The organism is Sphingomonas sp. NFX23 (assembly GCF_049887795.1).
GTDB lineage: Bacteria > Pseudomonadota > Alphaproteobacteria > Sphingomonadales > Sphingomonadaceae > Sphingomonas.
Genome location: NZ_JAGEKH010000008.1, coordinates 63,522 through 88,256, shown reverse-complemented (window position 1 = coordinate 88,256; position 24,735 = coordinate 63,522). Strand labels below are relative to the sequence as shown.

The window sequence follows — 24,735 nt, the reverse complement described above, 5'->3', positions numbered from 1 at the left end:
ATGATCGGTCGCATCGTCACCCTCTCCGTCGAGAAGCGCTGGCTCGTCCTGCTTCTCACCATCGCGGCTGCATTGCTCGGGATTGGCGCGCTGCGTCAGCTTCCGATCGACGCCGTACCCGACATCACCAATAACCAGGTGCAGATCAATGTCGTTGCTCCTGCCCTCTCCCCCGATCAGATCGAGAAGCAGGTTGCGTTCACGGTCGAAACCGCGCTCGCGGGCATTCCTGGCCTTGAATATACCCGCTCGCTAAGTCGCAATGGCTTTGCCCAGATCACAGCGGTTTTCGGTGAAAAGACCGATATCTACTTTGCGCGAGCGCAGGTCGCGGAACGTCTGCGAACCGCTGAGGAAGACCTTCCCGAAGGTGTGAACCCCGAGATGGGGCCGATCGCTACGGGCCTCGGCGATATCTTCATGTGGACGGTCGAATATCGCGAGCTGGACCAAGTTCACCACCGCAACGGCGAACCCGGCTTGCAGCGCGATGCCAGCTATATCACCCCCGAGGGGGATCACCTTGTCAGCGACGCCGACAAGGCGACCTATCTGCGCACCGTACAGGATTGGATCGTCACGCCGCAGCTCAAAAGCACGGCCGGGCTTGCTGGCGTCGACTCCCTTGGTGGCTACACCAAGGAATATCTCGTTATTCCGGACATACAGCGCATGGCGGCAATGCGGCTAACGCTTCAGGATCTCACCACCGCCCTTCAGCGCAGCAATACCAGCGCGGGCGCTGGCGTGGTCAACCGCAACGGAGAAGGGCTGGCGGTTCGATCGGATGGGCGTGTTCGCAACGCCGACGAGCTGGCACGTACCGTCGTTGCCACCCGCGAGAGCGTTCCGATCCTGCTTAACCAGATCGCGACCGTTCGCACCGGGCAGGCGCTACGCATGGGATCGGCGTCAGAAAACGGCCATGAAGTTGTCGTCGGCACCGCGGTTATGCGGATCGGGGAGAATAGCCGCACGGTATCGACCGGCGTTGCCGAACGGCTGACGCAGATCGGCCGCTCTTTGCCGGTCGATGTTGTCGTGAAGCCGGTCATGAACCGGACCGAGCTGGTGAACTCCACAATTTCGACGGTTGCCCGCAACCTCGCCGAAGGTGCGGTGCTGGTAATCGTCGTTCTGTTTGCGCTGCTTGGCAATTTCCGCGCGGCGCTGATCGCGGCCTGCGTCATTCCGATCACGATGCTGCTGACCAGCATCGGCATGTTGGAGGCGGGCGTTTCCGCAAATCTGATGAGCCTTGGTGCGCTCGACTTTGGTCTGATCGTAGATGGCGCGGTCATTATTGTGGAGAACGCATTACGGCGTTTGGGCGAGGCGCAGCATGGTCGTGATGACGTGCTGACCATCGAGCAACGTCTCGGGATTGTCGCGGCGTCGGCGCGCGAGATGATCCGGCCATCGGTGTACGGGCAGGCTATCATCATCCTTGTCTATGCGCCGTTGCTCACCTTCACGGGTGTCGAAGGCAAGATGTTCGAGCCGATGGCGCTCACGGTCATCATCGCTCTGGTGTTCGCCTTCATCCTATCGCTGACCTTCATACCGGCAGCGATTGCGATCTGTCTCAGCAAGCGGGTCGAGGAGAAGGAAAGCCGCGTCGTCACCTTCCTCCGGAAACGTTATGAGCCGGGACTTGATGCGGCAATGCGCCGACCCACCCTCACCATCGGCGTCGCGATCGGTGCGCTGGCACTCGCCGGGGCCGCTTTTACGACATTGGGGCAGGAGTTCTTGCCGCAGCTCGATGAGGGCAACATCCTCGTGCAGGCGGTCCGCATCCCGGGCACATCGGTCGATCAGAGCCAGGCGATGCAATTCCAGGTGGAAAAGGCACTCGCCAAGGCCCCTGAGGTCCGTTTCGCCTTCTCGCGCACCGGCACGTCCGAAATCGCATCGGACCCGATGCCGCCTAACGCGACCGACACCTTCGTCATCCTGAAGCCGAAGAAGGAGTGGCCCGACCCCGGCCTGTCCAAGGAAGAGCTGGTCGAGCGGCTGGAAAAGCGGCTCTCCACTCTGCCCGGCAACGCCTATGAGATCACTCAGCCGATCCAGATGCGGTTCAACGAGCTGATTGCAGGCGTGCGCGGCGACATCGCGATCAAGGTCTTTGGCGACGACTTTGGCGAGATGAACGCGACCGCAGATCGGATAGCCGGCATCCTTCGAAAGACGCGGGGTGCAGCAGACGTGCGGGTTGAACAAACCGAAGGCTTGCCGATGCTCGATATCCGGCCGAACCGCACTGCCATGTCCCGCGTCGGGGTGACGGCGGGTGACGTGCAGGACACGGTTGCCGCAGCCATTGGCGGCCGACAGGCTGGCGTGATCTTTGAAGGCGATCGTCGCTTCCCCGTCGTGATCCGGATGGCCGAAAGCTCACGATCCGATCTGACGGCGGTTGCTCAGGTGCCGGTGCCGACCGGCAGTGGCGGCTTCGTACCGCTATCGACAGTGGCGGATATCGCCGTGGTCGATGGTCCCAACCAGATCAGCCGCGAGAACGGCAAGCGGCGTGTCGTGGTGCAGGCCAACGTGCGCGATCGAGACGTGGCCGGTGTCGTGGCTGATGCCCGGTCAGCCATCGACGCTCAGGTGAAATTGCCGCCTGGCACGTATCTCGAATGGGGCGGTCAGTTCGAGAACCTGGCATCTGCCCGCGATAGGCTTAGCGTTGTGGTGCCGATCTGCTTCGTGGTCATCATGTTCCTGCTCTACGGCGCGCTTGGCTCCGTCAGGGATGCGTTGATCGTGTTTACCGGCGTTCCGCTGGCGCTGGTCGGAGGCATCCTTGCGCTGGTGCTAAGAGGCATGCCGTTCTCCATTTCAGCGGCAGTCGGCTTCATCGCGCTATCAGGTGTCGCGGTTCTCAACGGGCTGGTCATGGTGTCGTCCATCCATGATCTGATGCGGCAAGGCATGGGTCGTGCGGTAGCGGCGCATCAAGGCGCTCTGGCGCGGCTCCGGCCGGTTGCGATGACGGCGCTCGTCGCATCGCTTGGCTTTGTGCCGATGGCACTTGGTCATGGTGCTGGAGCCGAGGTGCAAAAGCCGCTGGCGACCGTCGTCATTGGTGGCCTGATATCCGCAACCTTGCTCACCTTGTTCGTGCTGCCGACGCTCTACGCTCGTTTCGGACGGCGCGAGCTGCCAGCCCCATCAGGGGGACACATCGAACTGCCGCCTTTGAATCATGACAGCGTGAGGGCTTAAGCTATGCAGGCCGTTGCCTTCACGCTCATTCCCGTCGTCGCCGTACTGATCGGCTCGCTATTCGCGGTATCGAGACGGCCAAGTGATGCCTTCGTAAGCGCTATGCAGCACTTGGCGGCAGGCGTCGTGTTCGCCGCAGCGGCAGCCGAGATCTTGCCCCAGGTGATGCACGAAGGTTCACCGATCGCGACATTCACAGGCGGCGCGCTTGGCATTCTCGTGATGCTGTCGCTCAAAGCTCTTGAGGGTCGCGCCAGTGGCCCGATCGCTATGTTGGGCGCGGTCGCAGTGGATATCCTGATCGACGGGCTTGTTCTCGGGTTGGCGTTCGTCGCTGGCGGGAAGGCCGGCGTGTTGCTGACGATCGCGTTGACGTTGGAGGTGCTGTTTCTCGGACTGACCGTGACCACCGAGTTGGGCGAGACGATCAAGTCCAAGGCGCGGATCATCGCGATTACGATGGGGATCGCGTTGTTGCTGCCGATCGGTGCGGCGATAGCGACTCCCGTTGCGACGTTTCCGCCCGTCGTCATCGCCGGGTTTCTCAGTTTCGGTTTGATGGCGCTGCTCTACCTTGTGACGGAAGAGCTATTGGTGGAGGCGCACGAGAAGCCCGATACCCCGCTTATCAGCGCCATGTTTTTCATCGGCTTTTTGGGATTGCTCCTGATCGAGGAGTTTTTGGGCTGACCGCTCGACGTGGAACGTCTTGGACCAATGATGATGACGTCGAGCTTCGTCGGCGTATCGAGGCCAAGCAGACTCTGGCGGTAATCGCACGCGAGATGGGCCGAACGATGGATGCGGTTCGGGGAAGAGCCTCAACCCTACGGGTAACTCTCCGCTCGTCACAGCGACCATGGCGCGACGGCGTGCCGCGGCGGGTAGATGTAGACTAGAAAAATAGGGGCGGTTGCCCGCCCCTATCCAGCTTCAGCCGTGCTTCATGCCGCCCTTAGCATGATCGCAGCAGTCCGCGGCCTTGGCTTTTGCGCCATCCTTGCAGCAGTCCGCACCGTCCTTGCAGCACGCCATGTCGGCGCAGCAATTGGCGACAGCGGCGAATGCGCCAGTCGACAGAGTGAGGGCGAAGGCAGCGCTGATGAGCTTAAACTTGGTCATGATATTCTCCGAAATTTACGTGTGATGGTGTTCGACGTCACACGGTTTGCGGAGGGGGCGTGGCCGGAGCGTATGCCATGCCCAAAAGGCCCGTCTGTGGAGCTGGCCAAGGCGATAGATGGGAGGACGGAACCAGCCCGATATGCTCGACGGTTTCGCCGGCAACCGCAACGCACGGTATGGCGCAGGCCGACGCAGGTGCCTTTTTGATGGGAGCGCCTGCTGATTTGCTGGCGCAGTCCATCATCGCGGACGCAGCCGGAGGCGCGGCCATCGCCATCGTCTCGCAGAGCGGGCCAAGCCGGACCAGCAACATCACTGCCAGGACGAAAAACGCCATGGAACGCAATATCTTGGAGAATGGGCGAGCCCGGCGTTTCATTGGATGCATCTAGAAGCACACTCAGTGATGCACAATGTCGGAGGAGCGGTTCGCCACACTAAGAGAACTTTACTCGCCTTTCCGGTACGTTGGCGAGGTTGCGATGCTCGAAAGGTCCGTGGCGCTATCGATCGGCACATCTGCCTCCTTTCGCTCGGAATAGCGATCAACAAGCTGCGTGGTGTGCGGGCGTAGAAGGACCGTGAAGCGCACCAGCTCCTCCATCACATCCACGATCCGATCATAGTAGGCCGAAGGCTTCATTCGGTCGCTTTCGTCGAACTCCGCAAACGCCTTCGCGACGCTCGATTGGTTTGGGATCGTCACCATTCGCATCCAACGGCCGAGGACGCGCAGGGTGTTCACGCTGTTGAACGACTGCGATCCGGCCGACACCTGCATGACGGCAAGCGTGCGGCCCTGCGTCGGGCGCATCCCACCCATCGACAGCGGCAGGTGATCGACTTGCAGCTTCATGATGCCGGTGATCTGGCCGTGGCGCTCGGGGCTGCACCACACATGCCCCTCCGACCACATCGACAGTTCGCGTAGCTCGTGGACGGCCAGGTGATCGTCCCCCGTCACCTGATCGGGCAGCGGCAACGTCGAAGGATCGAAGATTCGCGTTTCGCAGCCGAAGAATTGCAGCAGGCGAGCGGCTTCCTCAACGCACAACCGCGAAAAGGACCGCTCCCGCAAAGAGCCGTAGAGCAACAGTATGCGCGGAGGTGGATCACCAGCGCCCAGCCCAAGGGCAGGATGATCGAGCGCATAGCGCCGATCAAGGGCGGGTAGATGATCGGGGTCAGAGAGGGCGCGAAGCGGCATCAGGCGGTCCTTGGGCCAAGCAGAATGATACAGGTGCCGATCAGGCAGAGTGTCGCTCCACCAGCGTCCCAGCGGTCGGGCCTCACCCCTTCGACAGCCCACAGCCAGATCAGCGATGCACAGATGTAGACGCCGCCATAGGCTGCATAGGCCCGCCCTGCTGCATCGCTGTCCACGCGTGTCAGCAGCCAGGCGAACAGCACAAGCGATACCACGCCCGGAGCCAGCCACAGGGGCGATTTGCCCAGCCGCAACCATGCCCAAAAGGCAAAGCAGCCTGCGATTTCCGCGAGCGACGCGGCCAGATATACGAGTGCCGTCATCCCATGCTGATCCTGATCGCGAGTGCCGCGAGCGTTACCAGCAGCACCGGAATCGTTAGCGTCGCGCCGACCTTGAAGTAATAGCCCCAGCCGATCCGAATGCCCTTTTGCCCGAGGACGTGCAGCCAGAGCAGCGTCGCGAGCGAGCCAATCGGTGTGATTTTCGGGCCAAGGTCGCACCCGATCACGTTGGCGTAAATCATGGCTTCCTTGATCGCGCCCGTGGCGTGCGTCGCGTCGATCGACAGCGCACCCACCAGAACGGTCGGCATGTTGTTCATCACCGACGACAGCAGCGCGGCAATGATCCCGGTGCCGAACGCCGCACCCCAAACGCCGCCTTGCGCGGTGCGATCGAGCAGGCCGGCAAGATGGTCGGTCAGTCCGGCATTCCGCAGGCCATAGACGACCAGGTACATGCCGAGCGAGAAGATCACGACCTGCCACGGCGCGCCGGCCAGCACCTTGCGCGTCTGGATGACATGGCCGCGCGCGGCGATGACCAGCAAGAGCACGGCACCGGCAGCAGCGACGGCGCTGACCGGCACGCCGATAGGTTCGAGCAAGAAGAAGCCGGCGAGCAGCAGGGCGAGGACGACCCAGCCCGCCTTGAATGTGGCATGGTCACGGATCGCATCAGCGGGCGCGCGGAGCTGCGCCACATCGTAGCTGGCGGGTATGTCGCGCCGGAAGAACAGCAGCAGCACGACCAGCGTCGCGGCGATCGACGCCAGATCGACCGGCACCATCACCGAGGCATAATCGGCAAAGCCGATCCGGAAGAAGTCGGCCGACACGATGTTGACGAGGTTGGAGACGATCAGCGGCAGGCTTGCGGTATCGGCAATGAACCCCGCCGCCATGACGAACGCCAGCGTCGCCTTGTCCTTGTATCCCAGGGCCCTCAGCATCGCGATGACGATCGGCGTCAGGATCAGCGCGGCGCCGTCATTGGCGAACAGCGCCGACACCGCCGCCCCGAGCAGGACGATCAGCACGAACAGCCGACGACCATGCCCCCCGCCCCAGCGCGCAACGTGGAGCGCCGCCCATTCGAAGAACCCGGCTTCATCGAGCAACAGGCTGACGATGATGATCGCGACGAACGTCGCGGTCGCGTTCCAGACGATGCCCCACACCACCGGCACGTCAGAGAGCGAAACGACCCCGACGAGTAGCGCGACGGCCGCGCCGCCTAGCGCGCTCCAGCCGATGCCCAGGCCCTTGGGCTGCCAGATGACGAGCGCGATCGTGACGACGAAGATAGCGAACGCGAGCAGCATCAGGCGATGCGCTGGCCCGAAGCATCCACAACCTGTTCGCCGTCTTCCTTGGCAAACGCGCCCTGTTGGGCATCAGGCAGCAGATCGAGGACCGCTTCGGACGGTCGGCACAGCTTCACGCCGAGCGGCGAGACGACCAGCGGCCGGTTAATGAGGACCGGATGCGCCATCATCGCGTCCACCAGCGTGTCGTCTGACAGCGCATCGTCACCAAGGCCCAGCTCCGCATAGGGCGTCCCCTTCTCGCGTAGCAGATCGCGGGGCGTGATCCCGGCGCGGTCGATCAGCTCGACCAGCAACGCGCGCGAGGGTGGGGTTTTCAGATATTCGATGACGTGCGGCTCGATGCCAGCATTGCGGATCATCGCCAGCGTGTTGCGCGACGTGCCGCACTCGGGGTTGTGATAGATCACGATATCGACGGCCACGGGGCGTCCTTTCAGCAGCAGGGGGTGAGTTCGGCCAGGAGCGGCGCACACAGTTCAGGCGAGCCGGCACAGCAATCCTTGACGAGGAACAGCGTTAGCGCGCGCAGCCCGTCTAGATCGGCACGGTAAATAATCGACCGGCTATGCCGTTCCGAGCGCACGATGCCGGCGCGCGCGAGAATGCCGAGGTGCGCGGACATGGTGTTCTGCGGCACGTCGAGCTGACGGGCAATTTCACCCGCCGCCATGCCGTCCGGTTCGTGGCGAACCAGCAGGCGAAACACGTCGAGGCGTGTGCCTTGCGCGAGCGCACCAAGCGCAATGATAGCCGAATCGTTATCCATGCATCCGGCATAGCGGATATGTTAAGTTATGAAAGCTCTCACGATCTTCAAACCACTATCGATTCCGACAACGCCCTGCACCGACATGAAAGCGGCAGGCGTAAAGACCATGCCGGCCACGACATGTCGGGCATGAAAAGTAAATGGGAGGGAGGCGTCCGCGCCTCCCTCTTTTAATGGCGGGCGAACACCTTGCGTCCGGTTGGTCCGAACGCGATCACCTCATAGGGCTGTGCGTTCATGCCCGGCATTTCCATGCCAGGTGATCCCACCGGCATACCCGGCACGGCAAGCCCGTTTACGCCTTTGGGATGCTGGGCAAGCACCCGTTTCATGTCGGCAATCGGTACATGGCCCTCAAATGCCATACCGTCGACTACCGCGGTGTGACATGAACTGAGGTCGGCGGGGACACCCATCTTGCGCTGAAGCACATCGCGGTGAGCGTCATCGATGATCTGCACGTTGCGCCCGAACTGCTGACGGACCTGCTTGGCCCACTGCTCGCAACAGCCGCACCCTGGATCGCGGTGCATGGCAATGCTGTTCGCCGCTAAGGCCACAGCCGGGGTCATCATCGCTGCGGCGACGATCGCACTCCGGATCGTAAACTTCATTGCTAAACTCCTTTGGTGAAGCCCCGCCCGGGGGCGGGGTTCCTGCCAGCGGCCTTATTGGGCGCGCTTGCCATGCGACTTGAGCCAGCCCTGAAGCTCGGCGATGTCCTTTTCCTGCTTCGTAATGGTCATCTGCGCCATCCGCTTCGTGTCGGCATCCTTCGCGTCCCGAAGCGCCACGCGCGACATGGTAACGGCTCCACGATGATGTTCGATCATCTTGCGGGTCCACATCTCCGATGCGTCTCCCTGCTTCGCGGCCATCATCTTCTGATGCATGTCCATCTCGGATGCGGCGTAAGGATTGCCCGGATCATTCATCATCTTGGAATGATCCATTCCCTGCATCTGGCTATGATCCATGCCCGCCATGCTGCTCTGTGCGGCAAGCGGACTGGCGGCGAGCGCTGCGGCTAACATGCCGATCGTGGTAATGGTCTTCATAGTCGTTCTCCCGAGGTATCCCCCACCTAGAGAGAGTTACGCGGCAACGTCGTGCACCCCTTGGACTTTTCTTTGCCTGCGGCGCGGCCAGCGCATGTAGAGCAGCACCACGCCTGCCACCGCAAGGGCTAGCCCCCCAGCTGCAAATGCCATCATCCAAGGGGTGTTGAAGTTCTCATGGTTTTTCCAGTCCATGATGTGGAGGCCCCAGAAAAAATCATAGAGCCGCCACGTACCCGTTCGGACACCGACAATCCTACCGTTCTCCGGTGACACGAACACGCGCGTCGTCTCGGCGTCCTCGAACTCCACACGCCAGACCGGCAGTTTGCCACGAAACTCCGTGCTCGCTGTTCGAGCAAACATGACGGACGCAACAGGGACACCGGGGCCGCGATATGCCGCGCGTGCAACTCGTAGCGCAAAGGGCGCATCGATACGCTGCATCGGCAAACCGGTCCGGGCGTCGTGCATCCGGACCGTGCCGTTAGCCATCGTCAACTCGGCGACGGGTTGTCCGAACAAGGTCGTGTAGCGCAGTTCGCGCACCGGGCCGGGGGCAGCGCCCAACACCGATGCCGGGGAAGCAAACTCCTGAGCCGGATCGATCGTCGCCGTGTTCTCGCGTGCAACGAGGTGTTCTCCTCGTACCCGCTCGATCGGCAGGATGCTCATCAACAAGCCGCTGGAGAACCAGAGCAGTAGCTGCACCCCGATAATCAGTGCCAGCCAGCGATGAAGCTTGCTGGCACCGACATGAAGGCGGAGCCTGCCGCTCCTCAGAACCAGGTCCTCACGCCGGCAACGAAGCTGAAGCCGCCCGTGTCATCACCGCGTGCTCTCGTGAAGCGTGCCGTGTCGCCGAATTGCCTTTCCCACGACACGCCGATGTAGGGCGCAAACTCACGCGACTTTTCGTAGCGCAGCCTGAGCCCGAGTTCGAGGTCCGTAAGCCCCGATCCGATGCCGTCCTGGCGCACGTCTTGGGCTGCAAAGTTGGCTTCCACGCGAGGCTGAAGGACGAAGAATTGTGTCACTCGCTCGTCGTACCATGCCTCGGCTCGGCCAAGCACGTCGCCCTTGTCAGAAAGGAACAGTGCCCCCTCGACGTCGAACCAATAGGGCGCAAGCCCCTCGATCCCGACCGTCGCGTAGGTGCGAGAAGGGTTCGGCTTGAAGTCGTAGCGGACGCCCGCCTGAAGGTTCCAATAGGGATCGAGCGCACGGCTGTAGAGCGCCTGCACCTCGGCCGCTTCGAGCGGTTTGCCAAATGTGCCCTCGCCTTCGCTCTTCAGGGTGAGACGGTTGATGTCTCCCCCGATCCAAGCCTCGCCATCCCATCGATAGCCGTCCCCGCCTTTGCGCGCCTGATACTCGGCAAGGTTGAAGAGCACTTGGTAGTAGGTCATTCCGCCATGCTCGCGGCGCAGGTCGCGGTTGGCATCGCTCATGGCTGCCTCGCCGTAATAGCGAGACGCTGCCAGCACCGGAGATGGTGCAGGCGCGGGCGCATTGCCCGGCTTCAGGTCTGTACCGACAGGCACGGTCGCCATTCCCGGCATTGAAGACATGTCATGCTGCGTTGGCTGGCCGGGTGCCATATCCATGCCGGGCATCGCCGACATATCATGGCCGGTGTGCTCGCCTGTTGCGGTAGCCGGAGCAGGGTTCATGCCTGACATTTGGGACATGTCGTGGCCGGCGTGCGGATCGGCCGCGTTCGCACCGCTCATGTCCATGCCGGGCATCGTGTGTTCGGCATGTGGATCGGCTGCAGGCTTGGAGGGACGCTTTGCCGGGACCTTCCTAGTCGCTGCCTTCTTGGCAGGGGCCCGCTTTGTGGCCGGTCTCGATCTAGCGGTCGGTTTTTTCGCCGGCATTTTCATGCCCGGCATGCTCATGCCCGGCATCATTGAATGGTCCATCGTCTGCGCCGTGGCAGGTGCCGTGGCGACCAGCGCGCCGATCCCGGCGAGAAGCAGCGCCTTCATGCCGCCTCTCCCTTCGCCGAACGGACCTGGACGACCTGCATCATGCCCGCGTGCATGTGGTAGAGCATGTGGCAGTGGAATGCCCAATCGCCCTCGTTGGCGGTCACGTCCCAACTGACCTTGCCCCCCGGTTGGACCATGACGGTATGCTTTCTCGGGCTGTACGCGCCGTGCCCCGTCACCAATTCGAAGAAGTGGCCGTGCAAGTGGATCGGGTGGCCCATCATCGTGTCGTTGACCAGCGTGACGCGGACGCGCTCGCCAGCAAGAAATGGGATCGGTGCCTTCACCTCGGACAGCTTTTCACCGTCGAGCGCCCACATGTAGCGTTCCATGTTGCCGGTAAGGTGGATCTGCACCTCGCGCGACGGCGCGCGCAGATCGGGATTGCGATCGACCGCGACCAGATCGCGGTAATTCAGCACACGATGCCCGACATTCTCCAGACCCTGACCGGGGTCGCCGGTACGATCCATCGGCATCGGCGAGATGGTCTGGACACCCGGCCCCTTCTTCACGCCCGGCGCTTTCGAAAAGTCGCGCATGTTCATGTCCATGCCCGCCATGCCGCCCATTGCCATACCACCTGCGGCGTCGGGCGCACCTGCCATGCCTGGCATCGTAGCACCCGACTGCATCGCGCCGTGATCCATCCCGGCCATTCCGCCCGCGCCGGCACCGGCAGCACCGTGGTCCATCTGCGCGTGGTCCATCGCAGCGGCGGGCTTTTCAGCCGTGGCCATTGATCCGTGATCCATTCCAGGCATGCCACTATGGTCCATGCCCTGCATCGAACCGCCGCCCGACATATCCATGTTCATGTCCATCCCCATGTCCTTCATGGTGGCGACAGGGCGCTTGCGAAGTGGAGGGACTTCAGCGGCCATGCCTTCGCGGGGGCTTAGCGTTGCGCGCGCCATGCCGGACCTGTCCACGCTCTCACCGACCAGCGTGTAGGCGCGCTCGTCCGATGGAGTGACGATCACGTCGTAGGTCTCGGCCACGCCGATCTGGAACTCGTCGACCTCAACGGGACGGACGTTGAGGCCGTCCGCCTGGACAACGCTCAGCTTCAACCCCGGAATCCGGACGTTGAAGGTCGTCATCGCGGACGCATTGATGACACGCAGCCGCACCCGCTCGCCCGGCCTGAACAGCCCCGTCCAATTGTCCTGCGGCCCATGCCCGTTGACGAGATAGGTGTAGTTTGAACCCGTCACGTCGGCGACGTCGGTCGGGTCCATCCGCATCTTGCCCCAATCGAGGCGATCCTTGAGCGGCTGGTCCTCGCCCTTGAGCAGGCCGGCGAGCGTCTGCTGCTGCCGGTTGAAATAGCCCGACTGCTTCTTGAGCTTCATGAAGATGCGATGCGGGTGGAGCTGGCTGTGGTCGGACAGCACGATAACGTGCTCGCGATCCGACTGGATCGGGTCAACGCCCTTGGGGTCGATCACGATGGGGCCGTAGAGCCCCATCTGCTCCTGCAACCCGGAATGGCTGTGATACCAATAGGTGCCGGCCTGCACGATCGGGAACTCGTAGGTGAAGGTCGTGCGCTTATCGATGCCGGGGAAGGCAACGCCCGGCACGCCGTCCATCTGGAACGGCACGATCAGGCCGTGCCAGTGCAACGAGGTCTGCTCATCAAGACCGTTCTCGACATGCAGCCGCACGGTCTGACCTTCCCGCAGCCGGATCAGCGGTGCGGGCACAGTGCCGTTAATGCCGATGGCGTGGCTCTGCCGTCCGTCGATCATCATCATCTGGTGCGCGACCCGGAGCCGGATTTCATCACCCGATACAGTAGGCAGCGGCTTCACAATACCAGCGGAAACAGGCTGCGCCCATGCCGGCATATATGCCGACAGCGCAACACCGCCTCCTGCAAGAGTGGCACCGCGCAGCAATTGGCGGCGGTCTAGAACGCGCGACATGGTAGCTCCTTGGGATTGAGCCGCTGCCGGCCCGTCTCACCTCTTACGCGTCCCGTGCGCCTACCCCTTGGTTCTCTTTCAAATTTTCGGCGAGGCGCGCGCGAGCCCGATATAGCCTGGTTTCGACCGCCTTCTGGCTGATCCCCAATACATCGGCCGTTTCCGCCTGGCTCAAACCCTCGATCGTGCGGAGCACCAACGGTTCTTTGAGATTCATCGGCAAGGTCGCGATGGCGCGCGTCACTTTGGCAAGTTCCTGCCGATCGGCTGCTGCGTCATCGATTGCTACCTGATCGTCCGCGATCGTCTCGGCCTGTTCGTCGAGCGGTGCGGCAAAGGAGAAAAACCGACGGACCGCGCGCTTCCTTGCCCAATCCCGGCATTTGTTGACGGCGATCGTAGAAAGCCATGCTTTCATCGCCCGCTGTGTATCGTAGCGCGGCATCGCCTGATGCGCCGCGACAAACGTCTCTTGAACCAAATCGAGCGCTTCGTCGGCCTCGCCGACAAAGGCGCGCGCGAGCCGGAATATAGGCTGACGATAGCGACGCATGATTTCGGAGAATGCCGCTTGTCGGCCAGCGATGCTGAGCGTCGCCAGTTCGCCGTCGGACAGGGTGGTCCAATCGAGGCTCACCCCTGGTCGTCGGTGAGCGCCTTCACCACCGCAGCATCGAATTGGGGGGTCTGATCCGGGCGCAAAAGCTGCCGCATGGCGAAGATATGCGCCAACGTTGCCTTCTGTAACTCGCCCATCGCCGCATGACTCTGATCGACCGCGGCGGTCACCTTGGGGCCGTTGCCATGCTCGGTCTCAATGGCCTCGGCTAGCCGTGCATTGTCCGCGCGCATTTCCAATTCCAGCGCGTGGCGTTGCACCGCGAACCGGTCCTCTAGGCTTTTCAGCCGGGCCTGCTGATTGCCATCAAGCGCCAGCTTATGGTGCAGGACCTCGTGCAAGGCGGTGCCCGGTTGCTTAGGCTGGGGCAGCAACACGCGCGCAAGAAATACGCCTGCGATAGCCGCGAGGAAGGCCAGTACAACGCAGACGATAAGCCGCTTGGTCGATGTCATGGCTCACCAATCAGCAAGACCGATGGCGCCAGTGGTGATGCGCCCCCGAGCGGCGAAAGCGACACCGCAGGGCTGGCGGTCGCCGGAAGTTCCGCGCCAACCATGCCGATCGCGAGCGCTGCGACCATCACGCCCCCGACGCCCAATCCGGTCAACCGTGCGACGGGCTGCGCACCGATGCGTGCGAACACCTGCGCTTCGATCCCGTCCAGCGATGCCGGCACGGGTGCGCCCGCGAGCCTCGCCAATGTTCTGTCTAGATCGTCCATGCTGTCCACTCCGCGCCTCTACCACTTGTTACGCAGCGATGCCCATCACCCCTCGACTTCCGTCATGAGGGGCGAGCGGCCGGGCCGCGTAGAACAGGCACGAACCTGATCGGAGTATTCCCATGCGTCGCGTCTTCCTTCCTACCGCTGTCGTCCTTCTCGGCCTTGCCGGAGCCGCCCAGGCCCATCCCAAACTCGTATCCGCATCCCCGGCACCGAATGCGATGGTCGCGAAGCCCGCCAATGTCACACTGCGCTTCAGCGAGAAGCTGATGCCCAAGTTTTCCGGTGCGGATCTGATGATGACCGGGCATGGCGGCATGACGCACGCACCAATGAAAGTCGTCGGGACCGCAACTGTCGGCTCGGACGGTCGCACCCTCGTCGTCACGCCCAAGTCGCCGCTCGGCGCGGGTAGCTATAAGCTTGCCTGGCATGTGGTCTCGACCGACACACACCGCATCACCGGAAACTACGCCTTCACGGTGAAGTAAGGTGGAAGCCGACTGGCCGCTGATCGCGGTTCGCTTCGCGCTTTACGTGACGCTGAGCGGGCTGTTCGGCCTCTCGGCATTCGGCCTCTACGGGTTGAAGGTCGGTGAGCGCGGCAACGCGCTTGCCTTCCGCCCTTGGCTGTTCGGGACCGGGCTTCTCGCCCTGCTATTCTCCGGCATAGCGGTCGCGCTGCTCGCAGCCGCGATGGCAGGTGCACCTCCGTGGCCGATCGATCGGGAAGCAGTCGGAATGCTGCTCTCTGACTCCGCAACGGGCACGGCATGGAAAGTACGCATGATCGCGCTCTTGGTGGCGTCTATCGCTGCCCTAATAGCGGCGCGGCGCACGATGCCGCTTGGCTTGGTCGCCATCTTTTCCGGCGTCGCTCTCGCAACGCTCGCCTGGACGGGGCACGGGGCGATGGACGAAGGCGCGACCGGGTGGGTGCATCTGGCGGCCGATATCCTCCATCTCCTGAGCGCTGGTGCGTGGGTGGGAGCGCTGCTCGGGCTTGGGCTGCTGGTGACACGACCAGCGCGGCGCACCGATGCCGCCCACCTCGCACTGACCTATCGAGCGCTGCACGGGTTCGGTCTGACCGGCACGATTGTCGTCGGTACGATCGTCATCACCGGCCTCATCAACGCTTGGCTGTTGGTTGGCCTTGGCAATCTCCCGACCCTCGGCACGACGGTCTACGGCAGGCTCTTGATCGCCAAGCTTGTGCTGTTGGGTGGGATGCTCGGACTCGCTTCGCTTAACCGCTTCCGCTTTACACCGGCATTCGAACGATCGGTGTCAGCAGGCGATTATAAAGGCGCGCTGCGAACCTTGCGAACAAGTCTTGCAGTCGAGGCTTCGTGCGTGGTCGCGATCCTCGTGCTGGTAGGTTGGCTCGGCACGCTCGAACCCCCTGCGTCGGCCATGTAGCTATTGGTTTGAGGGCAATCGAGCTTTGCGACGTAATTTAATTAGGTGCCGTGAGTCGTTGGAAGGGGGGCTTGACCCTGACACGGTGTCAGACCCTACATGCTCTCGGGTTGAAGGAGTTTTTCTATGAACGACCCTGATTTCCACGCCCATTTGGCCGGGGGCTGCGGGTGCTCGAACAAGCAAGCTGATAAAGCTGCTGCGATCGAGCGCGAGGCGGGCGCGTCCTGCTGCTCGTCCTCCAAATCTCCGGCTGTTCCACAAGCTGCCAAGGAAGGATGCTGCTCAGGGAAAGCGGGCGGAGAACCTTCTGCCACAGTGACCGACCCGGTATGCGGCATGACCGTTGATCTGGCAAAAACAGCGCACCATGCCGAGCATGCCGGGCACGAGTATCATTTCTGTAGTGCAGGGTGTCGAACCAAGTTCGTCGCTGACCCTGATGCCTACCTTGGGGCCAAGCCAAAGCCCGAGCCGGTGGCAACCCCGGGAGCGATGTGGACGTGCCCCATGCACCCTGAGATTCGTCGGGAAGGGCCGGGAACGTGCCCCATTTGCGGCATGGCCCTCGAACCGGAAGAGCCGTCGCTCGATGACGGTCCCAATCCAGAACTAGTCGATTTCACCCGGCGTTTGTGGGTAGCAGGAGCGCTCACCGTTCCGCTGCTCATTGTTTCGATGTTCGCCGAGATGTTTGGGCTCCATGTTGTTAGCCCTACCGCTTCGCCTTGGGTCCAACTCGCACTCACTGCGCCAATTGTGCTGTGGGCGGGATGGCCGTTTTTCGAGCGGGGGTGGATGTCGCTTCGCACCCGCCATCTGAATATGTTCACGCTGATCGCGATCGGCGTCGGTGCGGCATTCCTCTACAGCCTGGTCGCAACACTCGCGCCCAGCATCTTCCCTGCGACGTTCCGGATGCACGGGGGCATGGTCCCAGTCTATTACGAAGCTGCCGGCGTCGTCGTGACACTGGTGTTGCTCGGACAGGTTCTCGAATTGCGCGCCAGAGCGGCGACTGGCCGCGCGATACGCGCCCTCATGGACCTCGCTCCCAAGACAGCGCGACGGTTGCGGTCTGACGGGTCAGAGGAAGAAGTCAGCCTTGCCGACGTGGCAACCGGAGATCGGTTGCGGGTCCGCCCCGGCGATGCGATCCCGGTCGATGGCGTGGTGGTCGAGGGTCGCTCCTCGGTCGATGAATCCATGCTCACCGGCGAGCCGGCCCCCGTCCTCAAGGAAGTCGATGCCGCAGTCACGGGGGGGACGGTGAACGGCACGGGCAGCCTCGTTATGGAAGCCGGCGCGGTCGGTTCGGACACGATGCTGGCGCGCATCGTCCGCATGGTCGCGGAAGCGCAGCGCAGCCGTGCCCCGATCCAGGCGGTCGCCGACCGGGTATCGGGCTGGTTCGTACCTTTGGTCGTGCTGATCTCGGTCGCGACCTTCGTGGTGTGGTCGCTGGTCGGTCCCGAGCCACGCATGGGTCACGCCCTTCTTAATGCGATCGCCGTGCTGGTGATCGCCTGCCCGTGCGCGCTCGGGCTCGCGACCCCTATGTCGATTATGGTTGGCACCGGCCGCGGCGCGCAGGCCGGCGTGCTCGTCAAGAATGCCGAAAGCCTACAGGCACTCGATAAGGTCGATACGCTGGTCATCGACAAGACGGGCACGCTAACGGAAGGCAAGCCGTCGCTGGTCGCGATCGAGGCAACCGGCACCGTTGGAGAGAACGACATGCTCGCGCTCGCTGCGGCTGTCGAAGGACAGTCCGAACACCCGCTAGCCCACGCGATCGTCGTCGCCGCCAAGGAACGCGGATTGCAACTCGCCACGGTCGCAGACTTCGCTTCGCAGACCGGCATGGGTGTCAGTGCCACGGTTGGCGGCCGATCGGTGGTGATCGGCAATGCCGCACAAATGAGCCGGGTCGGTGCCGATCCCCAGTCACTCGACGCTTCGGCCGATCGCCATCGGAGCGAGGGAGCCGGCGTCATCCTGATCGCGATCGACGGCGCACTCGCGGGCTTGCTCGCGGTTGCTGACCCGGTGCGCCCTTCGGCGCGCGACGCCATCGCGGCTCTTCGCAAGGAAGGTCTGCGCGTTATCATGCTGACGGGCGACAATCGCGGGACGGCCGATGCGGTTGCGCGCGCCGTGGGCGGCCTGGACGATGTACGCGCCGATCTGCGACCGGAAGATAAGGCGCGGATCATCGGCGAATTGAAAGCTGATGGTGCCAAGGTTGCAATGGCCGGCGACGGTATCAACGACGCCCCGGCGCTGGCCGCTGCCGACGTTGGGCTCGCGATGGGGACGGGAACCGACGTAGCGATAGAAAGCGCGGGCATGACGCTCACACGCGGCGATCTTTCGGCGATCGTGCGCGCGCGCAAGCTCGCCCGTGCGACGATGCGGAACATTCGGCAGAACCTGTTCTTCTCATTCCTGTTCAACGGGGTCGGCGTGCCCGTCGCGGCCGGCGTGCTCTACCCCGTTGCCGGCATCCTTCTGTCACCAATGCTGGCTGGCGCTGCGATGGCCCTCTCTTCCTTCACCGTCGTGCTCAACGCGCTGCGTCTGAACACGGTGAAACTATGAACATCGGGGCGGCGTCGGAGGCCAGCGGCGTCTCGCAACGCATGATCCGCCACTACGAGAAGATCGACCTTGTGCCCGCACCGCTCCGGCGCGGGAGCTACCGGGATTATTCGGAAGTGGACATTCATCGGCTGCGGTTCATCGCCAACGCGCGAGACCTTGGGTTTCCAATCGAGGAGATCCGCACGCTACTCGGCTTGTGGTCGGATCGGGATCGGTCGAGCGCCGAAGTTAAGGCGCTGGCGAAAGCGCGCGCTGCCGAGCTGGGCCGCAAGGCGCGCGCGTTGAAAGCTATGCAATTGGCGCTGATCGACTTGGTTGAGCGCTGTCACGGCGATGATCGCCCGGAGTGCCCAATTATCGAAAGCCTCGCTGAATAATCCGATCGAGCGCGGCGCTTAGCGTGCCGCGCTCTACCGCCTGTGGGCGTTCGCAAGCGGTTCTAGTGTTCTCCCTTCTCGTGTGAAAACGGCTTTTGGGAAAGATCTATCGTTCCCAAAAGACCATCGTTTTCGAGGAAGCTTTGTGTCAAAACCGAACGGTTCTGACGCTTGAGATAGGTCGCCGCCTTTCAAGCGCTTACTGGTGTCAGAACCCTCATTCAGAATAGCTCGACAAGGGGTTGCAGTCGGTGGCTTGCTTGGACCAAATCGCTTTTCCGAAAGCGGTCGAGGTAATCTTCGGCGGTGACAGCGGGATTGTGAAACTGACGGCGTTGGTTTCCGATTGCGGTCAGCGCCTTGGCCGTATCGAGGTCGATGACATTAACGATGAAGTCGTCGGGATGCTTCACCTCGATACCGTGGCGGGCGGCTGCTTCGACCGGAAAATCCTTGAGGTTGTACGTGACAATCGCGTCGGCTCTGCCGTGAATCGCTGCGGCAAGAACATGGACGTCCTTGGGATCAGGCAGTGTCAGGGCAGGCATCAGCGGTTCGTAGCCTTCCACCAGCGCCTCTCCGAAGCTGTCCATGTAGGTCCGCTGGCGTTGGAAATGGTCAGCTGCCAGATCGGCAAACCGTCGCCTTAAGCTTTCCTCCCACTCGGCCAGGATGGCCTCGCTCCAGAGCGGCCGGAACAGCCGGCTGGCGGCGAACCACAAAAGCGCACCCCGCACGATGGAGGGGTGCATGACGTTGGCATCGAGCAGGACGGTGTAGCGGCCGACCAGCATCAGGGACGATCGAGAGGCGTGTGATCGTCGAAGAGGCCAGCTTCCTGATCCAGATCCGCCATTTCCTGCAGGGCCTCATGCCGGGCCGCATCCATGCGGCTGCGGTAGGTCAGCACGTCGCGTCCGAGCAGCTTACGATGCGTGCCGACCATCCGGAACGGCAGATCACCGCGTTCTAAGAGCTTAATGAGGTGTGGACGCGACATGTTGAGCAGGTCGGCTGCTTGGCTAGTTGTAAGCTCTGCCTGTACCGGCACGACAGTGACGGCATGACCGTTGCCGATCTCAACTAGCATCTTGACGATGCTGTTGAACACACCAGACGGCAGGCTGATAACGTCCTCACCTGCCCCTTCTACAGTCAGGTGAATAGGGCGGCTGGAATCTACCCTCGACAGTGCACGCGCGGCGTTACCGGCCGCCTCGATCTCGTGTGCAGTAGGCTCGTAGGCCTCGTCGATATTGAAGGCCACGGCGGCCATGTTTCATCTCCCAGGGCGGAAGCCATCTAGTGACTGCGAGTTGTAAACGCAATAAGTGAAACGAGTGTCAACGGGAAGACGTTCCACTGCGGTGATCGTCGAGCATGCTGAGCGGGGTGGGCGTAATCCAGTCGCCTCCCAGCTTGGGGTATGGACCGTAGAACAGATCACCCAGCGCACGCCGATAGTGCGCGTTCATCCAGCGCCGGCGTCGATGCTCCGGGCCATCGTGGAGCATGTGGCAGCGTTGGCAGAGCGCTGCGAGCTGGTGAAGCGCACTGTCGCTCGGATCATGGTTAAGGTGCGCACAGGCCAGGACCACCGGTGTCCACCGGCCTTGTACCAGAATGTTTTCCGTAGGCCGTCGCACGCGCCGGCCCCGGCCATTGCGCCAGCATTGCCGGTTCCGATCCCACCACCGTCCGTCGCCTAGGTGGAAGACCTTCTGCCTGTGGGGACGTCCACAATGCTCGCAGTGTCCCCCCGCCCGCACGAAGCGTACCTGGTGTGATAGCTGCACCCAGTCGATCGGGTACAAGAACACGTGCTCGGGCCGGATAGGCATCAGGCCTTCCCTGCCGAAGTGTCAGGCTGCGCAGTCCACCGCATTATAAAGCCACCGTCGCTGCGGTCAGCGCCCGGTAGAGTGTGGCATGGTGGCATTTGAGCAGCTTGGCGGCTTCGCGCACCGATGTGCCTTCGCTTATCAATCGTTCGCCGAGCGTGATCTGATCGGGGGTGAGCTTTGGCGGACGGCCAAAGCGGACTCCCCTCGCCTTAGCCGCCACTCGTCCGCTGCTGGTGCGCTGGTGGATCAGCTCACGCTCGAACTCAGCGATGCCGGCGAACACGGTCAGCACCATGCGACCAGCTGGCGAGGTCGTGTCGGCCCAGGGCTCGGCCAGCGAGCGCAGGCCGGAACCAGCCTCCTTCAGCTTCTCGGCGATGTCCAGCAGGTCGCGCGTCGAGCGCGCCAGTCGGTCGAGCCGCGTCACTACCACCGTGTCGTCGTCGCGCAGCTGCTCGATCATCTTGGCCAGCTCGGGCCGGTCACGCTTCGCGCCCGAGATCTTCTCCTCGAACGTCCGCTTGCATCCGGCCTCCTTCAACGCGGCGCGTTGCAGCCGGAGATCTTGGTCATCGGTGGACACACGAGCATAGCCAATCAGCATGTTGCAAAATTGTATCGTAATAAAAGTATTTTGCAACCGACTTTTGCGACATCAGCACATGAGAGAACACGAGCTCTAAGGGCTCTGTTGCGAAACTTAGAACATTTGAGACAGTCGACAGTTGCTATCCTGCGGCCCTCACAGCCTCATTCTTCAAGCCTGCCTGTGCGAGCCTCCTTCTTCGACTTGTCCCATTCCTTCTTGATGAGCCGTTGGGCTGCTTTCTCGACCGTATCCGCCTTTTTGAGCCAATCGGGCTTTGGAGTATGCCGCGCACTCACTAGCTCCTCGACTGCGCGGAAGAGCGCGCGATCCAGGGCATGTTTGTCCTCAGTCCCTACGTCGCGGCAGGCCGGGTTTAGGCGGAGTACGATACCAGCGCGCGCGGCATGTACCTTTCGCCAATTCACCGGCTTGGCAGGGCTAACTGCACCACGCCGCACCTCGGCCGTTAACTCTACAACCAGCCCTCGCATTGCTTCTCGCCATACCGCGCGCTCGCTGGTGACGATCTGGACGAAGATGGCCTTGTCTGCGTTCTCCTTCCCGGCCTGCGCGCCAAAACGCGCGCCAAGGTAGGCAAGCACGCCCGCAAAGGCCGTTCCGAAGCCCTGCACCCACGTCCAGCCGCCTGATCCTGACCCCCCTGATATTCCTGTCACGTATGCTCCCTTATGCCGCGAACCTCGGGTGCAGCTTACGACCACCCAACCACGCTGCTACAGGCCACGAAGGCTATCAGTTCACAAGTGAGATTGTTATCTTGCTCACTTGTGTGCTATCCATCATGTTCACACGCGAACACGTGCAGGGGCTACATGAAGACCATATCTATCATCAGCCAGAAGGGCGGAGCGGGTAAGACCACGCTTGCCATCCACCTTGCCGGTGCCGCCACCAGTGCGGGCCTCTCCGCGCTGATCCTCGACGCGGACCCGCAAGCGACCGCTAGCCAATGGAACCACTGGCGAGGCGGCGCGGACCCTGAGGTCGTAGATTGTGCCTCCCCCACCCTCCTTCCGCGCAAGGTGCAGCAAGCAGCCGATCTAGGCGCGGACCTAGTCATTATCGATACGCCCCCACACGCGGACATCATGGCGCGCGAGGCGTGCAAGGCTGCGGACCTGATCCTTATTCCTTGTCGTCCCCAAGCGTTCGACTTGTCAGCCGTTGAAACGACGGCCGAGCTGGTGAAGGCAGCAGGCAAGCCGGCCTTCGTGCTCTTCATGGGCGGTCCTCAGCGCGCGCCAACTACTTACAGAGACGCGCGGGAGCTGATTGAGGGCAGCGAAGGCGTTGAGGGTATGGGTGTGCCGGTCGCGCCCGTCATGCTCACGATGCGCGCGATCTATCACCACAGCACGGCGCAAGGGAAAACCGCGATAGAGGCGGAGCCTGACGGTAAGGCGGCGGAGGAGATCGCCGCGCTATGGACGTGGACAAGCGAACGTGTGAACTTGCCCACAAGTAAGCAGGGCAGAAAGAAGCGAGGCTGACATGAGCAAATTTGGCGCCATGAGGCAGCAGCGTGCAGAACGCGCGAAGGTGGAGCCGAGCGTCTCGACCCCAGCCATTGAGGGCTCGGCGTCGGTGCGATCGGCGGCGCGGCAGGGCAAGAAGGCTGTCAGCGCATACTTTAGTCCGGAAGTTAGCCGAGGCTTAAATGTGCTGGCGGCCGAGAACGGAACTACCCTTCAGGCCTTGATGGGCGAGGCAATCGACCTTCTCATGCGCCATTACGGCAAGCACCCGTTCGGGGAGCGGTGACGCGCAGCTTTGAAGAGGGGTCTGCACATAGAACGGACCCAGATGTACGCTAACGCGATCGGGTGTCAGCAAACCCCCAGATTCGGGTTTCCGTACAGCTGACCAAAGCGACAGGGTTTGTCGCACACTCTGCCATCCTGTTGGCGCCACGACCCAAGGCCGGAGCGCACCCTGTCCGAAAGCATGTCAGACCGTCCGAAAACTCCGGGATGGCCATGCCATTAGGCGCGCGCTGCGCTGGAGGGCGCGTGAGGCAGGATTTCTGGATTGGATCGCTCGTCGGCGGCCCAAATCCCTCACATTGGGCATCGTCAGCGCGATATTCTCTTGAGAAATGGATGTCCGGCCTTTTCAGGCCTGCGCGGCGCGGAGCAGGGCGGGAATGCCGAGGATGTTGATGGCTCGCCGCAGGTTGTAGGCGAGCGCTGTCAGGCTGAACTCGGCATTGACGTTGGCGAGACCGCGCATGAGGAACGCACCCTGGTTCATCCACTGTTTGATTGATCCAAACGGGTGCTCGACCGTCTCGCGTCGCTTGTCGAGAATATCGGGCCGCGCGACAAGTCGTTCGGCCATGCGTTCAAGCACAGCCTCGTTTTCCCAGCGATCAATAGTTCGCCGGGAGCCTGAAGTGCATTGCGGCTTTAGGGAGCAGGTTTGGCAGGCCCGCATATTGGTATAGCGGATAGAGATATGCTCGTCCTTGCGGGTGCGGGTATAAGGATCAAGGCGATCACCACTCGGGCAGACGTAACAGTCGGCCTTCGGGTCGTAGTGAAATTCGGTCCTGTTGAAATAGCCGCTTGCAACCGCCGAGCCGCGCTGCGGCCGCGCGACATAGGGCACGACGCCGATATCCTCGCAGGCAGCAATGTCCTCGCCCTTGTAGTAGCCCTTGTCAGCGACTGCATCGATACGTTCGACGCCCAGCACCTCACGCGCGGCCCCGGCTGTCTGGGCCAGGAATCCAAGGTCGCTGCCCGAATTGGTGACGTTCTGCTCGACGATCAGCTTGTATCGGGCATCGACCGCGACCTGTGCATTGTAGCCCACCCCGACCTTGGGGTGCATCGCCATCCCCCGGGCATCAGGGTCGGTAAGTGACAGCTGGCTCTCACCGCTGGCGACCAGTTCGGTGAGCATCGCCTGGTGCAGCTCACGCCGTGTTCGCACCCGCGCGAGCTTCGCCTCGAGCGTGGCCGAACGGCGCGCCGCGCCTTGCGCTTCGATTTCCGCGCGGTCGGCCCGATCAAGCCGTCCCAAATACTCTTCGATCCGCTCGTCGGCGAGCTTGATCCATCCGGCCAGCTTTTGCTGCGTGAAGTTGCGCTTGCGGCTGTTCACCGCCTTGAGGCGCGTGCCGTCCACGGCAACCAGTTCCCGCCCGAACAGATCGAGCTTGCGGCACAGCAGCACGAAGGCGCGAAACAGCGGCTTGAATGCTGCCCGGTTCACGCGCCGAAAATCCGCGATCGTGCGAAAGTCGGGACGCAGGCCACCCAGCAGCCAGATCACTTCGAGATTGCGCCCGGCTTCCGCCGCCAGGCATCGGCTTGAGCGGACCCTATTGAGATAGCCATAGAGATAAAGCTTCAGCAGATCCGCGGGATCGTAGCCGGGTCGGCCCGTCGCCTTTGGCCGAAAGCGGTCAAAGCCCAGTTCCCCCAGATCCAGATCGTCGACAAAGGCCGCGATGAAACGCACCGCGTTGTCTGCCGCCACATAGTCATCGACCGAGGCTGGCAGCAGCAGCATTTGATCGCGCGATTGACGTTCGATGTAGCCCATGCCCGATCATACCGGATACGAAACCTTACGGGAATCCATCAGGCGGTTTTCGG

The 24,735-nt window shown here is 62.4% G+C and carries 28 protein-coding genes; 9 read left to right on the top strand and 19 right to left on the bottom strand.

Annotated features, from left to right (window positions below; genetic code table 11):
- Together J4O76_RS20295 and J4O76_RS20290 are read left to right on the top strand one after the other, a co-directional pair.
- Window positions 1–3,234 carry an efflux RND transporter permease subunit gene (locus J4O76_RS20295; RefSeq protein WP_055763295.1) on the top strand — a complete coding sequence of 1,078 codons (3,234 nt, stop codon included), beginning with the start codon at window positions 1–3 and terminating at the stop codon, window positions 3,232–3,234.
- A 3-nt stretch (window positions 3,235–3,237) separates the two neighbouring features.
- The gene (locus tag J4O76_RS20290) at window positions 3,238–3,924 is read left to right on the top strand and encodes a ZIP family metal transporter (protein WP_055763298.1); all 687 of its coding nucleotides are present in this window, start codon (window positions 3,238–3,240) and stop codon (window positions 3,922–3,924) included.
- Between the two features lie 243 nt (window positions 3,925–4,167).
- On the opposite strand, the gene J4O76_RS20285 is transcribed toward J4O76_RS20290, so the two are convergent.
- Window positions 4,168–4,356, bottom strand: coding sequence for a hypothetical protein (locus tag J4O76_RS20285; RefSeq protein ID WP_041394287.1), 189 nt, complete (start codon window positions 4,354–4,356; stop codon window positions 4,168–4,170).
- A 179-nt stretch (window positions 4,357–4,535) separates the two neighbouring features.
- On the opposite strand from J4O76_RS20285, the gene J4O76_RS20280 reads away from it, so the two are divergent.
- A complete protein-coding gene (locus J4O76_RS20280; protein ID WP_055763301.1) occupies window positions 4,536–4,751 on the top strand; it encodes a hypothetical protein in 216 nt (71 codons plus the stop codon).
- Window positions 4,752–4,807: 56 nt separating this feature from the next.
- On the opposite strand, the gene arsH is transcribed toward J4O76_RS20280, so the two are convergent.
- The 13 genes from arsH to J4O76_RS20215 form a co-directional block, all read right to left on the bottom strand.
- Window positions 4,808–5,566 (bottom strand): arsenical resistance protein ArsH, encoded by a 759-nt coding sequence (gene arsH / locus J4O76_RS20275; protein WP_426283890.1) that lies wholly within the window; start codon window positions 5,564–5,566, stop codon window positions 4,808–4,810.
- Entirely contained in the window at window positions 5,566–5,889 is a 324-nt protein-coding gene (locus J4O76_RS20270; protein WP_055763308.1) for a YnfA family protein, read from the bottom strand. Before J4O76_RS20270 ends, arsH begins: the two co-directional genes overlap by 1 nt.
- Window positions 5,886–7,172: an arsenic transporter gene (locus J4O76_RS20265; protein WP_055763311.1), complete on the bottom strand. Its 1,287-nt coding sequence runs from the start codon at window positions 7,170–7,172 to the stop codon at window positions 5,886–5,888. The genes J4O76_RS20270 and J4O76_RS20265 overlap by 4 nt, the downstream gene beginning before the upstream one ends.
- Window positions 7,172–7,600 (bottom strand): arsenate reductase (glutaredoxin), encoded by a 429-nt coding sequence (gene arsC, locus J4O76_RS20260; RefSeq protein WP_082446616.1) that lies wholly within the window; start codon window positions 7,598–7,600, stop codon window positions 7,172–7,174. The genes J4O76_RS20265 and arsC overlap by 1 nt, the downstream gene beginning before the upstream one ends.
- A gap of 11 nt (window positions 7,601–7,611) precedes the next feature.
- On the bottom strand, window positions 7,612–7,944 hold the full coding sequence (locus tag J4O76_RS20255) for an ArsR/SmtB family transcription factor (RefSeq protein WP_055763316.1): 333 nt from the start codon (window positions 7,942–7,944) through the stop codon (window positions 7,612–7,614).
- A gap of 173 nt (window positions 7,945–8,117) precedes the next feature.
- A complete protein-coding gene (locus J4O76_RS20250; RefSeq protein ID WP_055763320.1) occupies window positions 8,118–8,561 on the bottom strand; it encodes a DUF411 domain-containing protein in 444 nt (147 codons plus the stop codon).
- A gap of 54 nt (window positions 8,562–8,615) precedes the next feature.
- The gene (locus J4O76_RS20245; RefSeq protein WP_235516307.1) at window positions 8,616–9,005 is read right to left on the bottom strand and encodes a DUF305 domain-containing protein; all 390 of its coding nucleotides are present in this window, start codon (window positions 9,003–9,005) and stop codon (window positions 8,616–8,618) included.
- 36 nt (window positions 9,006–9,041) lie between these two features.
- Window positions 9,042–9,788 carry a PepSY domain-containing protein gene (locus tag J4O76_RS20240; protein ID WP_268795171.1) on the bottom strand — a complete coding sequence of 249 codons (747 nt, stop codon included), beginning with the start codon at window positions 9,786–9,788 and terminating at the stop codon, window positions 9,042–9,044.
- A complete protein-coding gene (locus tag J4O76_RS20235; protein ID WP_055763326.1) occupies window positions 9,785–10,996 on the bottom strand; it encodes a copper resistance protein B in 1,212 nt (403 codons plus the stop codon). Before J4O76_RS20235 ends, J4O76_RS20240 begins: the two co-directional genes overlap by 4 nt.
- Window positions 10,993–12,930 (bottom strand): copper resistance system multicopper oxidase, encoded by a 1,938-nt coding sequence (locus J4O76_RS20230; protein ID WP_056405756.1) that lies wholly within the window; start codon window positions 12,928–12,930, stop codon window positions 10,993–10,995. The genes J4O76_RS20235 and J4O76_RS20230 overlap by 4 nt, the downstream gene beginning before the upstream one ends.
- Before the next feature lie 43 nt (window positions 12,931–12,973).
- The gene (locus J4O76_RS20225; protein ID WP_055763333.1) at window positions 12,974–13,567 is read right to left on the bottom strand and encodes an RNA polymerase sigma factor; all 594 of its coding nucleotides are present in this window, start codon (window positions 13,565–13,567) and stop codon (window positions 12,974–12,976) included.
- Window positions 13,564–14,004, bottom strand: a complete 441-nt coding sequence (locus tag J4O76_RS20220; protein WP_055763336.1) for a periplasmic heavy metal sensor — start codon at window positions 14,002–14,004, stop codon at window positions 13,564–13,566. Before J4O76_RS20220 ends, J4O76_RS20225 begins: the two co-directional genes overlap by 4 nt.
- Window positions 14,001–14,273 carry a hypothetical protein gene (locus J4O76_RS20215; RefSeq protein WP_055763369.1) on the bottom strand — a complete coding sequence of 91 codons (273 nt, stop codon included), beginning with the start codon at window positions 14,271–14,273 and terminating at the stop codon, window positions 14,001–14,003. Before J4O76_RS20215 ends, J4O76_RS20220 begins: the two co-directional genes overlap by 4 nt.
- Before the next feature lie 122 nt (window positions 14,274–14,395).
- Between J4O76_RS20215 and copC the strand changes: the two genes are divergently transcribed.
- The 4 genes from copC to J4O76_RS20195 all read left to right on the top strand — a co-directional run bounded on the left by copC (window position 14,396) and on the right by J4O76_RS20195 (window position 18,679).
- Window positions 14,396–14,767, top strand: a complete 372-nt coding sequence (gene copC, locus J4O76_RS20210) for a copper homeostasis periplasmic binding protein CopC (RefSeq protein ID WP_055763339.1) — start codon at window positions 14,396–14,398, stop codon at window positions 14,765–14,767.
- 1 nt (window position 14,768) lies between these two features.
- Window positions 14,769–15,698 (top strand): copper homeostasis membrane protein CopD, encoded by a 930-nt coding sequence (gene copD, locus J4O76_RS20205; protein WP_055763342.1) that lies wholly within the window; start codon window positions 14,769–14,771, stop codon window positions 15,696–15,698.
- Between the two features lie 318 nt (window positions 15,699–16,016).
- Window positions 16,017–18,299, top strand: a complete 2,283-nt coding sequence (locus J4O76_RS20200; RefSeq protein WP_200909707.1) for a heavy metal translocating P-type ATPase — start codon at window positions 16,017–16,019, stop codon at window positions 18,297–18,299.
- Complete coding sequence (locus J4O76_RS20195) at window positions 18,296–18,679, top strand: MerR family DNA-binding protein (protein ID WP_055763348.1); 384 nt, start codon at window positions 18,296–18,298, stop codon at window positions 18,677–18,679. Before J4O76_RS20200 ends, J4O76_RS20195 begins: the two co-directional genes overlap by 4 nt.
- A 221-nt stretch (window positions 18,680–18,900) precedes the next feature.
- Here the strand turns inward: J4O76_RS20195 and J4O76_RS20190 are convergent, their stop codons facing one another.
- From J4O76_RS20190 to J4O76_RS20175, 4 genes are all read right to left on the bottom strand, one after another.
- On the bottom strand, window positions 18,901–19,473 hold the full coding sequence (locus tag J4O76_RS20190) for a PIN domain-containing protein (protein ID WP_055763351.1): 573 nt from the start codon (window positions 19,471–19,473) through the stop codon (window positions 18,901–18,903).
- A complete protein-coding gene (locus J4O76_RS20185) occupies window positions 19,473–19,955 on the bottom strand; it encodes a helix-turn-helix domain-containing protein (RefSeq protein ID WP_055763354.1) in 483 nt (160 codons plus the stop codon). Before J4O76_RS20185 ends, J4O76_RS20190 begins: the two co-directional genes overlap by 1 nt.
- A gap of 608 nt (window positions 19,956–20,563) precedes the next feature.
- The gene (locus J4O76_RS20180; RefSeq protein ID WP_031392880.1) at window positions 20,564–21,127 is read right to left on the bottom strand and encodes a recombinase family protein; all 564 of its coding nucleotides are present in this window, start codon (window positions 21,125–21,127) and stop codon (window positions 20,564–20,566) included.
- Window positions 21,128–21,273: 146 nt separating this feature from the next.
- On the bottom strand, window positions 21,274–21,744 hold the full coding sequence (locus tag J4O76_RS20175; protein ID WP_031392881.1) for a hypothetical protein: 471 nt from the start codon (window positions 21,742–21,744) through the stop codon (window positions 21,274–21,276).
- Window positions 21,745–21,945: 201 nt separating this feature from the next.
- Between J4O76_RS20175 and parA the strand changes: the two genes are divergently transcribed.
- Entirely contained in the window at window positions 21,946–22,623 is a 678-nt protein-coding gene (gene parA / locus J4O76_RS20170) for a ParA family partition ATPase (protein ID WP_031392882.1), read from the top strand.
- A 1-nt stretch (window position 22,624) separates the two neighbouring features.
- Window positions 22,625–22,894 carry a ribbon-helix-helix domain-containing protein gene (locus J4O76_RS20165; protein WP_426283888.1) on the top strand — a complete coding sequence of 90 codons (270 nt, stop codon included), beginning with the start codon at window positions 22,625–22,627 and terminating at the stop codon, window positions 22,892–22,894.
- A 351-nt stretch (window positions 22,895–23,245) separates the two neighbouring features.
- Here the strand turns inward: J4O76_RS20165 and J4O76_RS20160 are convergent, their stop codons facing one another.
- Window positions 23,246–24,682, bottom strand: a complete 1,437-nt coding sequence (locus J4O76_RS20160) for an IS1182 family transposase (RefSeq protein ID WP_426283887.1) — start codon at window positions 24,680–24,682, stop codon at window positions 23,246–23,248.
- Window positions 24,683–24,735: the final 53 nt, after the last annotated feature.

Coding starts and splice junctions, on each gene's coding strand:
- J4O76_RS20295 (WP_055763295.1), top strand. CDS start 1: ATGATCGGTCGCATCGTCACCCTCTCCGTCGAGAAGCGCTGGCTCGTC.
- J4O76_RS20290 (WP_055763298.1), top strand. CDS start 3,238: ATGCAGGCCGTTGCCTTCACGCTCATTCCCGTCGTCGCCGTACTGATC.
- J4O76_RS20285 (WP_041394287.1), bottom strand. CDS start 4,356: ATGACCAAGTTTAAGCTCATCAGCGCTGCCTTCGCCCTCACTCTGTCG.
- J4O76_RS20280 (WP_055763301.1), top strand. CDS start 4,536: ATGGCGCAGGCCGACGCAGGTGCCTTTTTGATGGGAGCGCCTGCTGAT.
- arsH (WP_426283890.1), bottom strand. CDS start 5,566: ATGCCGCTTCGCGCCCTCTCTGACCCCGATCATCTACCCGCCCTTGAT.
- J4O76_RS20270 (WP_055763308.1), bottom strand. CDS start 5,889: ATGACGGCACTCGTATATCTGGCCGCGTCGCTCGCGGAAATCGCAGGC.
- J4O76_RS20265 (WP_055763311.1), bottom strand. CDS start 7,172: ATGCTGCTCGCGTTCGCTATCTTCGTCGTCACGATCGCGCTCGTCATC.
- J4O76_RS20255 (WP_055763316.1), bottom strand. CDS start 7,944: ATGGATAACGATTCGGCTATCATTGCGCTTGGTGCGCTCGCGCAAGGC.
- J4O76_RS20250 (WP_055763320.1), bottom strand. CDS start 8,561: ATGAAGTTTACGATCCGGAGTGCGATCGTCGCCGCAGCGATGATGACC.
- J4O76_RS20245 (WP_235516307.1), bottom strand. CDS start 9,005: ATGAAGACCATTACCACGATCGGCATGTTAGCCGCAGCGCTCGCCGCC.
- J4O76_RS20235 (WP_055763326.1), bottom strand. CDS start 10,996: ATGAAGGCGCTGCTTCTCGCCGGGATCGGCGCGCTGGTCGCCACGGCA.
- J4O76_RS20230 (WP_056405756.1), bottom strand. CDS start 12,930: ATGTCGCGCGTTCTAGACCGCCGCCAATTGCTGCGCGGTGCCACTCTT.
- J4O76_RS20220 (WP_055763336.1), bottom strand. CDS start 14,004: ATGACATCGACCAAGCGGCTTATCGTCTGCGTTGTACTGGCCTTCCTC.
- J4O76_RS20215 (WP_055763369.1), bottom strand. CDS start 14,273: ATGGACGATCTAGACAGAACATTGGCGAGGCTCGCGGGCGCACCCGTG.
- copC (WP_055763339.1), top strand. CDS start 14,396: ATGCGTCGCGTCTTCCTTCCTACCGCTGTCGTCCTTCTCGGCCTTGCC.
- J4O76_RS20195 (WP_055763348.1), top strand. CDS start 18,296: ATGAACATCGGGGCGGCGTCGGAGGCCAGCGGCGTCTCGCAACGCATG.
- J4O76_RS20190 (WP_055763351.1), bottom strand. CDS start 19,473: ATGCTGGTCGGCCGCTACACCGTCCTGCTCGATGCCAACGTCATGCAC.
- J4O76_RS20185 (WP_055763354.1), bottom strand. CDS start 19,955: ATGGCCGCCGTGGCCTTCAATATCGACGAGGCCTACGAGCCTACTGCA.
- J4O76_RS20180 (WP_031392880.1), bottom strand. CDS start 21,127: ATGCTGATTGGCTATGCTCGTGTGTCCACCGATGACCAAGATCTCCGG.
- parA (WP_031392882.1), top strand. CDS start 21,946: ATGAAGACCATATCTATCATCAGCCAGAAGGGCGGAGCGGGTAAGACC.
- J4O76_RS20165 (WP_426283888.1), top strand. CDS start 22,625: ATGAGCAAATTTGGCGCCATGAGGCAGCAGCGTGCAGAACGCGCGAAG.
- J4O76_RS20160 (WP_426283887.1), bottom strand. CDS start 24,682: ATGGGCTACATCGAACGTCAATCGCGCGATCAAATGCTGCTGCTGCCA.